9 protein-coding genes are annotated in these 13,624 nt (G+C 68.6%); 6 read left to right on the forward strand and 3 right to left on the reverse strand.

Annotation, left to right across the window (positions count from 1 at the left end; genetic code table 11):
* Positions 1–9: 9 nt before the first annotated feature.
* Complete coding sequence (locus AC1DKV_RS32900) at positions 10–1,524, reverse strand: aminotransferase-like domain-containing protein (RefSeq protein ID WP_477138953.1); 1,515 nt, start codon at positions 1,522–1,524, stop codon at positions 10–12.
* Between the two features lie 380 nt (positions 1,525–1,904).
* Here AC1DKV_RS32900 and aptA point away from each other — a divergent pair, with 380 nt between their 5' ends.
* The 4 genes from aptA to AC1DKV_RS32920 all read left to right on the forward strand — a co-directional run bounded on the left by aptA (position 1,905) and on the right by AC1DKV_RS32920 (position 6,963).
* Positions 1,905–3,236: an omega-aminotransferase AptA gene (gene aptA, locus AC1DKV_RS32905; protein WP_441617613.1), complete on the forward strand. Its 1,332-nt coding sequence runs from the start codon at positions 1,905–1,907 to the stop codon at positions 3,234–3,236.
* Positions 3,237–3,294: 58 nt separating this feature from the next.
* Positions 3,295–4,812 (forward strand): CoA-acylating methylmalonate-semialdehyde dehydrogenase, encoded by a 1,518-nt coding sequence (locus tag AC1DKV_RS32910; protein ID WP_477138954.1) that lies wholly within the window; start codon positions 3,295–3,297, stop codon positions 4,810–4,812.
* Between the two features lie 194 nt (positions 4,813–5,006).
* Positions 5,007–6,398 carry an amino acid permease gene (locus AC1DKV_RS32915; RefSeq protein ID WP_477138955.1) on the forward strand — a complete coding sequence of 464 codons (1,392 nt, stop codon included), beginning with the start codon at positions 5,007–5,009 and terminating at the stop codon, positions 6,396–6,398.
* A gap of 97 nt (positions 6,399–6,495) precedes the next feature.
* The gene (locus AC1DKV_RS32920) at positions 6,496–6,963 is read left to right on the forward strand and encodes a MarR family winged helix-turn-helix transcriptional regulator (RefSeq protein WP_477138968.1); all 468 of its coding nucleotides are present in this window, start codon (positions 6,496–6,498) and stop codon (positions 6,961–6,963) included.
* A gap of 66 nt (positions 6,964–7,029) precedes the next feature.
* Here AC1DKV_RS32920 and AC1DKV_RS32925 read toward each other — a convergent pair whose 3' ends face one another.
* Together AC1DKV_RS32925 and AC1DKV_RS32930 are read right to left on the reverse strand one after the other, a co-directional pair.
* Positions 7,030–7,806 carry an enoyl-CoA hydratase-related protein gene (locus AC1DKV_RS32925; RefSeq protein WP_441650152.1) on the reverse strand — a complete coding sequence of 259 codons (777 nt, stop codon included), beginning with the start codon at positions 7,804–7,806 and terminating at the stop codon, positions 7,030–7,032.
* A gap of 117 nt (positions 7,807–7,923) precedes the next feature.
* Positions 7,924–9,330 (reverse strand): aminotransferase-like domain-containing protein, encoded by a 1,407-nt coding sequence (locus AC1DKV_RS32930; protein ID WP_477138956.1) that lies wholly within the window; start codon positions 9,328–9,330, stop codon positions 7,924–7,926.
* Positions 9,331–9,539: 209 nt separating this feature from the next.
* Between AC1DKV_RS32930 and AC1DKV_RS32935 the strand changes: the two genes are divergently transcribed.
* A complete protein-coding gene (locus AC1DKV_RS32935) occupies positions 9,540–9,872 on the forward strand; it encodes a DUF2917 domain-containing protein (RefSeq protein WP_441617622.1) in 333 nt (110 codons plus the stop codon).
* 421 nt (positions 9,873–10,293) lie between these two features.
* The gene (icmF, locus tag AC1DKV_RS32940) at positions 10,294–13,596 is read left to right on the forward strand and encodes a fused isobutyryl-CoA mutase/GTPase IcmF (protein ID WP_477138957.1); all 3,303 of its coding nucleotides are present in this window, start codon (positions 10,294–10,296) and stop codon (positions 13,594–13,596) included.
* Positions 13,597–13,624: the final 28 nt, after the last annotated feature.

Here is a 13,624-nt window from a genome sequence, read left to right on the forward strand (position 1 = left end):
GCCTGACACTCAKGCCAGCCGCGCCAGCCCCGCTCGCGCGTTGCGCGCACCGCGCCCGATGCCCTCGGCGCTCCCTGGCGGCGTGGCCGGGCTTTGCACGCCACGCAGCGCATCGAAGAAGCGCCACAGCGCTGGCGCATCGCTCGTTGCCACATTGAAGCGGATCCACGGCGAATCCCCTTCCTCCGGCACGAAATACGAACCCGGCGCCAGCCAGATGCCATGCTCCAGCGCCTGCGTGGCCAGCCGGTTGCCGGACAGCGCGGCCTCGCCGCCGCTTTCGTCGGCGCGCACGCGCGCCCAGGCAAACATCCCGCCTTCCGGGCGCAGCAGCACTTCCAGCCCGTGCGCCTCCATCTTGTCCGTGATGCGGTCCTGCTGGCCGCGCAGCCGCTCGGCCAGCGCCGCCACGTGGCGGCCGTAGTGGCCGCTGGTCAGCACCGAGTACACCAGCCGTTMGGTCACTTCCGACGACGTCAGCCCCACCGCCATCTTGGTACGCGCCAGCGCCTTGGCCAGCTCCGGGCTGGCGGCCAGGTAGCCCACCCGCAGCGACGGCGTGATGGTCTTKGAGAAGCCGTTGACGTAGATCACGTGCGAGAGGCCGTCCATGGCCGCCAGCATCGGTGAGCCGGCCGGCGCCAGCTCGCGGTAGATATCGTCTTCCACCACCAGCAGGCGGTATTGCTCGGCCAGCTGCAGCACGCGGTGCGCGTTCATGCTGGTGAGCGTGCCGCCGGTGGGGTTCTGCAGCACCGTGTTGACGAACAGCGCGCGCGGCGCATGGGTGCGGATGGCGTGGTCGAGGGCGTCGGTGTCGAGCCCCGCGGCGGTGCGGCGCACGCCGATCACCTGCAGGCCCGCCACGCGCAGGATCTGCAGCAGGTTGCAGTAGCAGGGATCCTCCACCAGCACCGTATCGCCGGGACGCAGCAGCGTGCGCACCACCAGGTCCAGCGCCTGCGTGGCGCCCTGCGTCAGCACGACCTGCTGGGCCTGCACCGGCATGCCGTACTGGCTGAGGCCGGCGGCGATATGCTCGCGCAGCGCGGCAAAGCCGTACGGATGGCCATAGCCGGACACCTGCGCGGCGGGCACGCGCGCGGCGGCGCGCATGGCCTGGTGCAGTCCCTCTTCGTTGAGCCAGTCGCCTGGCAGCCAGCCCGCGCCCGCCTTGATCGGCACCGAATGATCGGCGAACACATCGGACAGCAGCCACGCGGCATTCAGCCCGGGCGCCTCCCAGCGCGCGGCAGGGGCCTGGCCGGCGGGGGCATGCCGATGCGCCACCGTGTAGCCCGAGCCCACCCGCGCGCTCAGGTAGCCCAGCGCGGTCAGGCGGCCGTAGGCCTCGGCCACGGTGAAGGTGCTCACGCCAYGCTGCCGGGCGAAGCGCCGCACCGACGGCAGCGCCACGCCGGCGCGCAGCACGCGGCGCTCGACCAGGCTGGCGATGCCGGCCACGATCTGTTCGGTCAGGGTGTCGCCGCTACGGCGGCCGCGCACGAGTTCCAGGTTAAGCATGCATCACGCGTGGTGGGTTGAACCTGTACAGTTTAATCGCGCGGCGCGCTGGGCGGGAAGCGGGATCTTTCTCGCGTTCCATGTGGCAATGCAGCGGAATCCCGCTGCGGGCGCGGCTTTCCATGCCGCACCGCGCCATGGCACGCCCGCCGGCGATGCGGCCCGGCAAACCGCCTCACTCCTGATCTGTACGGTTGTTATAGTCGAACCTGTACGGTCAGGCGATGTTTTGTCGACCGTATATTCTTTATGGGAGGGCCTCCCGCTACAGTGGCCACATTCACCGGCAGTGCCCAAGGCAATGCCGGGATGCCCAGCGAAATAAACCGGGCGCGGCGCCGATCGCCGCCGCCCAAGACGAACCCCCTGAGGAGGAACGTATGGATGCCGCCAAGACCGTGATCCCCGATCTCGATGCCCTGTGGATGCCGTTTACCGCCAACCGCCAGTACAAGGCGGCGCCGCGCCTGCTCGCCTCGGCCAGCGGCATGTACTACACCACGCACGACGGCCGCCAGGTCCTCGACGGGTGTGCCGGCCTGTGGTGCGTGGCCGCCGGCCACTGCCGCACGGAGATCACCGAAGCGATCACGCGCCAGGTGCAGACGCTGGACTACGCGCCGCCGTTCCAGATGAGCCATCCGCTGACCTTCGAGGCCGCCACCAAGGTGGCCGCGATCATGCCGTCCGGCCTGGACCGCATCTTCTTCACCAACTCGGGTTCGGAATCGGTCGACACCGCGCTGAAGATCGCGCTGGCCTACCACCGTGCGCGCGGCGAAGGCCAGCGCACCCGCTTCATCGGCCGTGAGCGCGGCTATCACGGCGTGGGCTTCGGCGGCATGGCGGTTGGCGGCATCGGCCCGAACCGCAAGGCCTTCGCGGCCAACCTGATGCCCGGCACCGACCACCTGCCGGCCACGCTCAATATCGCCGAGGCGGCCTATTCCAAGGGCCAGCCGCAATGGGGCGCGCACCTGGCCGAAGACCTGGAGCGCATCCTGGCGCTGCACGATCCGTCCAACGTGGCGGCCGTGATCGTCGAGCCCCTGGCCGGTTCGGCCGGCGTGCTGGTGCCGCCGGCGGGCTATCTGGAAAAGCTGCGCGAGATCACCAGCCGCCACGGCATCCTGCTGATCTTCGACGAAGTCATCACCGCCTTCGGCCGCCTGGGCGCCGCTACCGCGGCCGAGCGCTTCAAGGTCACGCCGGACCTGATCACGATGGCCAAGGCCATCAACAACGCAGCCGTGCCGATGGGCGCGGTGGCGGTCAAGCGCGAAGTGCATGACACCGTGGTCAACTCCGCCGCGCCGGGCGCGATCGAGTTCCTGCACGGCTACACCTACTCGGGCCACCCGCTGGCGGCAGCCGCGGCCATCGCCACGCTGGACCTCTACAAGCGCGAGAACCTGTTCGGCCGCGCCGCCGACCTGGCTCCGGTTTTCGAAACCGCGGTGCACGGCGTGCGTGGCGCGCCGCATGTCAAGGACATCCGCAACCTCGGCCTGGTGGCCGGCATCGAGCTCGAGCCGCGTCCGGGCCAGCCCGGCGCGCGCGGCTACGAAGCCTTCCTCAAGTGCCTGGAGCGCGGCGTGCTGGTGCGCTACACCGGCGACATCCTGGCCTTCTCGCCGCCGCTGATCATCACGGAAGAGCAGATCGGCCACATGTTCGATACCGTGAAGCAGGTCCTGCAGGACGTGCAGTAACGGCAAATCGCCGCGGATGCCTGCAAGGATCCGCGGCGGCAAGACAAGGAATACTGACGTGAACATCGCAGAAAACCKGCAGATCGCCGACATCCAGCATTACATCGGCGGCATCGCGCGCGCCGGTTCGTCGGGCCGCTTCGCCGACGTCTTCAACCCGGCCACCGGCGCCGTGGCCGGCCGCGTGGCGCTCGGCACCGCGCAGGACGTGGCTGCCGCGGTGGCGGCCGCGCACGCTGCCTTCCCGGCCTGGTCCGAGACCGCGCCGCTCAAGCGCGCGCGCATCCTGTTCAAGTTCAAGGAACTGCTGGACCGCCACCATGACGACCTGGCCGCGCTGATCACGCGCGAGCACGGCAAGGTGTTCTCCGACGCCAAGGGCGAAGTCACGCGCGGCATCGAAGTGGTGGAATTCGCCTGCGGCATCCCCAACCTGCTCAAGACCGATTTCACCGACAACATCGGCGGCGGCATCGACAACTGGAACCTGCGCCAGCCGCTGGGCGTGGTGGCCGGCATCACGCCGTTCAACTTCCCGGTGATGGTGCCGATGTGGATGTTCCCGGTGGCGCTGGCCTGCGGCAACACCTTCGTGCTCAAGCCGAGCGAGCGCGACCCCTCGCCCTCGCTGCTGATCGCCGATCTGCTCAAGCAGGCCGGCCTGCCCGACGGCGTGTTCAACGTGGTGCAGGGCGGCAAGGAAGCCGTCGACGCGCTGCTGGCGCACAAGGACGTGCAGGCGCTGTCGTTCGTCGGCTCCACGCCGATCGCCGAGTACATCTATACCGAAGGCACGAAGCACGGCAAGCGCGTGCAGGCCCTGGGCGGCGCCAAGAACCACCTCGTGGTGATGCCCGACGCCGACCTGGACCAGGCCGTGGACGCGCTGATCGGCGCCGCCTACGGCTCGGCCGGCGAACGCTGCATGGCGATCTCGGTCGCCGTGGCGGTGGGCGAGGTGGCTGACCAGCTGGTGCCGCGCCTGGCCGAACGCGCGCAGGCGCTGAAGATCCGCAACGGCATGGAAGCCGATGCCGAGATGGGCCCGCTGGTGACCGCCGCCCACAAGGCCAAGGTGGAAGGCTATATCGCCCGCGGCGTGGAAGAAGGCGCCACGCTGGTGACCGACGGCCGCGGCCACAAGGTCGACGGACATGAGGAAGGCTTCTACGTGGGCGGCACGCTGTTCGACCACGTCACGCCGGACATGACCATCTACAAGGAAGAGATCTTCGGTCCGGTACTGTCGGTGGTGCGCGTGCACGACTTTGCCCAGGCGGTGGACCTGATCAACGCGCACGAGTACGGCAACGGCGTGTCCTGCTACACCAGCGACGGCGGCGTGGCGCGCGCGTTCTCGCGCCAGATCCAGGTGGGCATGGTCGGCATCAACGTGCCGATCCCGGTGCCGATGGCGTGGCACTCGTTCGGCGGCTGGAAGCGCTCGCTGTTCGGCGACCACCATGCCTACGGCGAGGAAGGCATCCGCTTCTACACGCGCTACAAGAGCGTCATGCAGCGCTGGCCGGACAGCATCGCCAAGGGCGCGGAGTTCACCATGCCGGTGGCGAAGTAGTCCCCGGGCTGTTGCCGGGTGACAAGGAAAGCACGGGTTTGCGCCCGTGCTTTTTTGTTTTCCGGCTGGTGGCGGGCAAGCGCGGTGCCGCGGCAGCCCGGATACGGCGGCACCGCGCGAAGTGACGTCCGCGMACGGAGGCCAAGGTAAACTACGCCGCTTTTCAGAGCCGAGAAGCGCCAGGAGTGCCCGCCATGAGTCTGTTCCGCACCAAKAACATCGAGGCCATGCTGGCCGCCGCGCGCGACGACGGCCTGAAGAAAGTGCTGGGCCCCGTCGACCTGATCATGATGGGCATCGGCGCCATCATCGGCACCGGCATCTTCGTGCTGACCGGCACCGGCGCGCTGACCGCCGGGCCCGCCCTGACGGTCTCCTTCGTCATCGCCGCGCTGGCGTGCGGGTTTGCCGCGCTGTGCTACGCCGAGTTCGCGTCCGCGATTCCCGTCTCCGGTTCCATCTACACCTACAGCTACGCCACGCTCGGCGAGATCGTGGCGTGGATGATCGGCTGGGACCTGCTGCTCGAATATGGCCTGGCCACCTCGGCGGTGTCGGTGGGATGGTCGGGGTATTTCCAGTCGCTGATGGGCGGCTTCGGCATCCACCTGCCGGCGGCGCTGAGCGCCGCGCCGGGTGCGGTGCCGGGCGTGGAGACGCTGTTCAACCTGCCGGCCGCGGTGATCATGCTGGCGATCACCTGGGTGGTGTCGTACGGCGTGCGCGAATCGGCGCGGCTCAACAATGTGATGGTGGCCATCAAGATTGCGGTGGTGCTGCTGTTCATCGCGGTGGGCGTGTGGCATGTGAAGCCAGCCAACTGGCATCCGTTCGCGCCGTTCGGCCTCGACGGCATCTTCAACGCGGCGGCGCTGGTGTTCTTCGCCTTTATCGGCTTCGACGCGGTGACCTCCGCCGCCGAGGAAGTGCGCAACCCGCGCCGCGACCTGCCCATCGGCATCATCGGCTCGCTGGCGGTCTGCACCGTGCTGTACGTGACGGTGGCGGCGATCATGACCGGCATCGTGCCGTTCGCCAAGTTTGCCGGCGTCGATCACCCGGTCTCGCTGGCGCTGCAGTACGCCGGGCAGAACTGGGTAGCCGGCTTCGTCGACCTGGGTGCGATCCTGGGCATGACCACGGTGATCCTGGTGATGACCTTCGGCCAGACCCGCATCATCTTCGCCATGTCGCGCGACGGCCTGCTGCCGGAGCGGCTGTCCAGGGTGCATCCGGTGCATGCCACGCCGTTCTTCGCTACCTGGACCGTGGGCATCGTGTTCGCGGCGATCGCCGCCTTCGTGCCGCTCAACGTGCTGGCGGAGCTGATCAATATCGGCACCCTGTCGGCCTTCACGCTGATCTCGGTGGCGGTGCTGGTGCTGCGCAAGACCCGGCCCGAACTGCCGCGCGCCTTCCGCTGCCCGGGCGTGCCGGTGGTGCCGCTGCTGTCGGTGGGTTTCTGCCTGTTCCTGATGGCCCACCTGCAGGCACTGACCTGGATCGCTTTCCTGGCCTGGCTGGTACTGGGCCTGGCCATCTACTTCCTCTACGCGCGCCGCAACGCCGTGTTGCACGGCGGCTGAGGGCCGGCGCCGCAATGCTTCGCAGGCGCGGGCATCGGCGAGTCCGGGCACCCGCGGGCGTGATAAGGTTCGCATGCGAAGCGCTTCGCGCACGCTCATGTGCAACCACGGATTCGGAGACGACAAGTTGAAGGACGATTCGGAACGGCGGCTGGTCTACCTGCTGAACGTCGGCCAGCGGCGGCTGCAGCGCTGGACGCAGGCGCGCACGGCGCTCGGCGGCGTGACCGCCGCGCAGGCGGGATTGCTGTTCTTCCTGGGCAAGAACAACGGCGTGCTGATGAGCGAAGCGGCCGCCGCGCTCGACATGGGCGCGCCCGGGATGAGCGGCCTGGTGGACAGGATGGCCGTGGCGGGCCTGGTGGAGCGTCGGGCCGATGCCGCCGACGGCCGTGCTTCGCGCGTCTGGCTGACACCGGCGGGCCGCGCCGCGCATGGCCGCTCGAAGGCGGGCCTGGTGGAGCTGAACGCCCGGCTGTCCGATGGCTTCAGCGAAGCGGAAATGGCTGTCGTCKCGCGCTGGCTGCAGAGCCTGCAGGATAAATTCCCCGCAGTCGAGGACTGAGCCGCGGCGGTACCCGGGCATTCAGGGCGCAGCCGGCGTGCGCCCTGAATCTGGCCTGAACGTGGCCTAGGTGCGTGTCACCCGCGAGAAATCCGCGGGCCGGCGCTGTGCGAAGGCCGCAAAGGCTTCCTTCGCTTCCGCGCTCATCAGGCGCTCCTCGAAGCAGGCGCTCTCCGCATCCATCTGCGCAACCAGCGCCTGCCCGTTGCGCATCAGCCGCTTCATGGCCTGGAGCGCGCCGGATGGCTTCGCGGCGATACGCCCGGCCATTGCCGCCGCCTCGGCATGCAACTGGCTTGCCGGCACGGTCCGGTTGGCGATGCCCCAGGCCAGCGCCTGCGTGGCCGCGACCGGTTCGCCGAGCGCGAACATCTCGAACGCGCGGGCATGGCCCACCCGCAGCGGCATCAGCAAGCTCGACGCGGCTTCCGGCACGAGCGCCAGGTTGATGAACGGCGTGATCAGCTGGGCATCGTCGGCCAGCAGCACATAGTCGCAATGCAGCAGCATGGTGGTGCCGACGCCKACCGCCTTGCCCTGTACGGCGGCGATCAGCGGCAAGCTGGTGGTKGCAAGGCTGCGCAGGAAGCGGTGCACATGCCGCTCGGCGGGGCCGTCGCCGGCGGCCTGGGCGGCGAATTCACTGACGTCGTTGCCTGCGCTGAATGTGTCGCCGGCGGCACGGATGACAATGACGCGGACCTCCGGGTCACCCGGTGCGCCTTCGATCGCATCGGCGAGTGCGCAGTACATGGCGTTGGACAGCGCATTCTTCTTGTCGGTACGCGAGATGGTCAGCGTGAGCACGCCGCCGGCGAGGTCGGTTTCGAGTTGCGGAATCACTTCGGTCTCCTGAGATAATGTTCGCATGCGAAGTATATATGTTTCGCATGCGAAGTAAACCTCGGGGCCGCCGCCGTCGCCGCCGCTTGATGGCTGGCGGGGCAGGGGCGTTCCGCCCTATTTCTCGAGCGCGCCGGCCTCCTGCAGGAAGGCCAGCGCGCGCGGCTCCTCCACGAACGCCKAGTTGATGCGGATCCAGGGCGAGGTCTCGCCGCCGGGGCGGAAGTAGTTGCCCGGCGCCAGGGTCACGCCATGCCGCTCGGCCAGCGTCACCAGTTCGCGCGAATCTTCCACGCCGCGCGTGCGCGCCCACAGGAAGTTGCCGCCCGCGGGTTCGCAATACACCTCCCAGCCCGCGCCGTGGAGCCGCCGCACCGCGCCCGCGGTGGCCTGGCGCACGCGCAGGCGCAGGCGCTCCATATACTTGCGGTAGGCACCGCGCTCGAGCAGCGCCGCCGTCACGGCTTCGGCGAAGTGCGAGCCGGCCACGCTGGTCAGCACCTTCACATCCACCAGATCCTTGACCAGCGCCTTGTCGGCCACCAGGTAGCCGATGCGCAGCGAGGCGGACACGGTCTTGGAGAAGCCGCCGATATAGATCACGTGCTCGAGCTGGTCGAGCGTGGCGAGGCGGTCGGTGTAGTGGGTCTGGAAGTCCGAGAAGATGTCGTCMTMGACGAAGCGGAAGCCATGCCGCCGCGCCAGCTCCAGCAGGCGGAACGCCACGGGCGGCGCCAGCGTCGAGCCGGTGGGGTTCTGCAGCACGCTGTTGGTGAAGAACAGCTTGGGCTTGTGCTCGCGCAGCAAGGCCTCGGTGGCGTCCGGGTCGGGGCCGTTGGCGGTGTGCGGCACGCCCACCAGGCGCACGCCCTGCAGGCGCAGCAGCCCGAACAGGTTGTAGTAGCCGGGATCCTCCACGAATACCGTGTMGCCCGGCTTGAGCAGGCGGCGCACCACCAGGTCCAGCGCCTGGCTGGCGCCGCTGGTGATCAGCACCTGCGGCAGCTCCGCCGTGATGCCGAGCTGCCGCACGCGCGTGAGCACATGCTGGCGCAGCTCCGGCAGGCCCATCGGCGTGGCGTAGTGGATCACGCTGGCCACCTCCGTGCGTGAAACCTGGCGGATGGCCTGGGTCAGGCCMTCGAGGTCGCGCCAGTGCTCCGGCATGAAGCCGCCGGCCAGCTTGAGCATGGTGCTCGGGTGGTTGAACTGCTCCAGGATATGGTCCGACAGGTCCTCCGCCAGGCTCGGGTCGGACCAGCCGTTGGCCGCGCGCGCCAGCAACGGGCTGTCGGCGACGAAAAAGCCCGAGCMGTGGCGCGAATCGAGCAGGCCTTGCGACACCAGCCGGTCATAGGCCTCGATCACCGGGAAGCGGCTGATGCCATGTTCCGCCGCCATCTGGCGGATCGACGGCAGGCGCGCGCCGGGCCGCGCGTCGCTCGAGCTGATCCAGCTTTTGACCTCGTTGACGATCTGGTCGGTGATGGGCACGCCGGTGGAGGGGACGAGGGTCAGCTTCATGGTGTCGGGGCGCCGGGGCGCGGCCCCAGGCATCGAAGTGTCAGGAAAAACTACTGAAMAGTGCATGGAAAACTGTTCACAACTGTTCATGTGATTGTAGTTGCCGCCGTGAATAATGGAAGGCATGCGGAGGAGGTACCCGCGCCGGCCCCATCGGTGGTGCCGGCAGGGCCCGKAGCACACCGCAATGCAGAGACAGGAGCGGCAAAATGCGTGAACTACGGATCTTCGAACTGGATGAACCCGGCCGGCCGGTGGGCTGGCGCGCCCGCGAAGGGCAAACCGTCAAGGCGATCGAAGGGCGCCTGTGGCTGACCGTGGAAGGCCACCATGCGGATATCTGGCTGCTGCCCGGCGCCACCTGCGCGCTGCCGGCCGGCGCCATGGTATGGCTCTCCGGCGAGAGCGAGGGCGCGCGCTTCACGCTGGCCGAGAACCCGGCGCCGCTGTCGTGGCGCTGGCTGGGCGGGATGGCGCGTGCGCTGGGGCATCGGCTGGGACAGCGGCGCGCCTTCACGCAGTGCCCGGAACCCGGGATGTGACCTGACCGTGCGCCGGCGGCGAGTTGATCGCTAGCCAGGCGCGCTGCATACGCAGACCAGCCAGGCTTGCGCCCGGATCGGCCGTCCCGCGCAGGCCGCCATTGCGCCGGCTCCGGCGGCCATCGCCGCCATGCCCGGTGTCTCGCCTCCCCCCCGAACCTCCCCCCGGTCCTCCCCCCGAACCTCCCCCCGACTGTACCGGCACATTCGCCGCCAACTGTGCGACGATAGCCGCCATGGTCGCCTGGGCGGCACGGCAGGCAATGCCTGTGTCGCTTGATTGCCGTTAACGTTAACGTCATATAATCAAGCGGCAGTGCCGGCGCCAGCCAGACTGCCCGCATCGCGAGCCGAGCCGCCACCAGAGCGGCCGCCGCGCCAGACCCTGCGGATGGCCCGAACACCGAACCAGGTGGAGACAATGACCGATCTTTCCGATGTGCAGAAGGGTTCGCAGCCAGGCGCCGCCCGTCCGGCGCAGGGACCGAAGGGTCCCGTCAACAAGGTGCGTTTCGTCACCGCGGCCTCGCTGTTCGACGGCCACGACGCGTCCATCAACATCATGCGGCGCATCCTGCAGTCTTCCGGCTGCGAGGTGATCCATCTCGGGCACAACCGCTCGGTGCAGGAAGTGGTCAGCGCGGCGCTGCAGGAAGATGTGCAGGGCATCGCCATTTCCAGCTACCAGGGCGGCCACCTCGAGTATTTCAAGTACATGATCGACCTGCTGCGCGAGCGCGGCGGCGAACATATCCAGGTGTTCGGCGGCGGCGGCGGTGTGATCGTGCCCGACGAGATCCGCGCGCTGCAGGCCTACGGCGTGGCGCGCATCTTCAGCCCAGAGGACGGCCAGCGCATGGGCCTGGCCGGGATGATCGCCGACATGGTGCAGCGCTGCGATATCGACCTGGCGCGCTACGCTCCCACTACGCTCGACGCGGTGAAAGGCGGCGACCGCCGCGCGCTGGCGCAGCTGATCACGGCGCTGGAGAACGGCAAGGCCGATCCCGCGCTGGCCGAAGCGCTGCGTGCCGAGGCGGCGCACGTGAAGACGCCCGTGCTGGGCATCACCGGCACCGGCGGCGCCGGCAAGTCCTCCCTGACCGACGAGCTGATCCGCCGCATCCGGCTGGACCAGCGCGATGCGCTGTCCATCGCCGTGATCTCGATCGATCCCTCGCGCCGGAAATCGGGCGGCGCGCTGCTGGGCGACCGCATCMGCATGAATGCGATCAACCACCCGCACATCTTCATGCGCTCGCTGGCCACGCGCGAGGCCGGCTCGGAGATCTCGCAGGCGCTGCCCGATGTGCTGGCCGCGTGCAAGGCGGGCGGCTTCGACCTGATCATCGTGGAGACCTCGGGCATCGGCCAGGGCGACGCCGCCATCGTGCCGCATGCGGATCTGTCGCTATACGTGATGACGCCCGAGTTCGGCGCCGCCAGCCAGCTCGAGAAGATCGACATGCTGGACTTCGCCGATTTCGTCGCCATCAACAAGTTCGACCGCAAGGGCGCGCAGGACGCCTGGCGCGACGTGGCCAAGCAGGTGCAGCGCAACCGCGAGCAATGGCACGGCAAGCCCGAGGACATGCCGGTCTACGGCACCCAGGCCTCGCGCTTCAACGACGACKGCGTCACCATGCTCTACCAGGGCCTGCTCGCGGCGCTCGCCACGCGCGGCCTGCGCGCCGCCGCCGGCGTGCTGCCGCAACTGGCCGGGCGCGTCTCCACCGGGCAGAACGTGATCGTGCCGCCCGCACGCAACCGCTACCTGGCCGAGCTGGCCGATGCCGTGCGCGCCTATCACCGCCGCGTGGACACGCAGAGCCGGTTGGCGCGCGAGCGCCAGCAATTGCGCGAGGCGCGCCGCATGCTGCTGGCAGCGCCCGGGCAGGCCGCGGACAGCGCAGGAGATGCCCTGCAGGCGCTCGCCGCCGGGCGCGACGCCGCGCTCCGCGCGCACGAGCGCAAGCTGCTGGCGATGTGGCCGGAGATGCGCCGGGCCTATGGCGGCGACGAATACGTGGTGAAGATCCGCGACAAGGAGCTGCGCACCACGCTGACCAGCACGACCCTGTCCGGCACCACCATCCGCAAGGTCGTGCTGCCGCGCTTCGAGGACGACGGCGAGGTGCTCAGGTGGCTGATGCGCGAGAACGTGCCCGGCAGCTTCCCGTACACCGCCGGCGTGTTCGCCTTCAAGCGCGAGAACGAAGATCCCACCCGCATGTTCGCCGGCGAGGGCGACGCCTTCCGCACCAACCGCCGCTTCAGGCTGGTGTCCGAGGGCATGGACGCCAAGCGCCTGTCCACCGCCTTCGACTCGGTCACGCTGTACGGCGAGGACCCGCACACGCGCCCGGACATCTACGGCAAGGTGGGCAACTCGGGCGTGTCGATCGCCACGCTGGACGACATGAAGGTGCTGTACGACGGTTTCGACCTGACCAGCCCGTCCACCTCGGTGTCGATGACCATCAACGGCCCGGCCCCGACCATCCTGGCGATGTTCATGAACACCGCCATCGACCAGCAGCTCGACAAGTTCCGCGCCGACAACGGCCGCGAGCCTACCAACGGCGAGGAAGCCAAGATCCGCGCCTGGGTGCTGCAGAACGTGCGCGGCACCGTGCAGGCCGACATCCTCAAGGAAGACCAGGGCCAGAACACCTGCATCTTCTCCACCGAGTTCTCGCTCAAGGTGATGGGCGATATCCAGGAGTACTTCGTGCACCACCAGGTGCGCAACTTCTACTCGGTGTCGATCTCCGGCTACCACATCGCCGAAGCCGGGGCCAACCCGATCTCGCAGCTGGCCTTCACGCTGTCCAACGGCTTCACCTACGTGGAAGCCTACCTGGCGCGCGGCATGCACATCGACGATTTCGCGCCCAACCTGTCGTTCTTCTTCTCCAACGGCATGGACCCGGAATACAGCGTGCTGGGCCGCGTGGCGCGCCGCGTCTGGGCGGTGACCATGCGCGACAAGTACGGCGCCAACGAGCGCAGCCAGAAGCTCAAGTATCACATCCAGACCTCRGGGCGSTCGCTGCAYGCGCAGGAGATCGACTTCAACGACATCCGCACCACGCTGCAGGCGCTGATCGCCATCTACGACAACTGCAACTCCCTGCACACCAACGCCTATGACGAAGCCATCACCACGCCCACCGGCGAATCGGTGCGCCGGGCGCTGGCCATCCAGCTCATCATCAACCGCGAATKGGGCGTGGCCCGGTGCGAGAACCCCAGCCAGGGCAGCTTCCTGATCGAAGAGCTCACCGACCTGGTGGAAGAGGCGGTGATGCAGGAGTTCGAGCGCATCGCCGAGCGCGGCGGCGTGCTCGGCGCCATGGAGACCGGCTACCAGCGCGGCAAGATCCAGGAAGAATCGCTGCACTACGAACAGCTCAAGCACGACGGCACGCTGCCCATCATCGGCGTGAACACCTTCCGCAACCCGGCTGGCGACCCCACCCCGCAGTCGCTGGAGCTGGCGCGTTCCAGCGACGCGGAAAAGCAGAGCCAGCTCGCCCGCCTGGCCGATTTCCACGCGCGCAACGCGTCTGCCGCGCCGGCCATGCTGCAGCGCCTGCGCCAGGCGGTGATCGACAACGAGAACGTGTTCGCCGTGCTGATGGACGCGGTGCGCACCTGCTCGCTGGGGCAGGTCACGCACGCGCTGTTCGAGGTGGGCGGACAGTACCGCCGCAATATGTGACGTGCCGGCGCAGCCGCTTTTTCGGGCA

This window comes from Cupriavidus sp. 05T41, assembly GCF_056396525.1.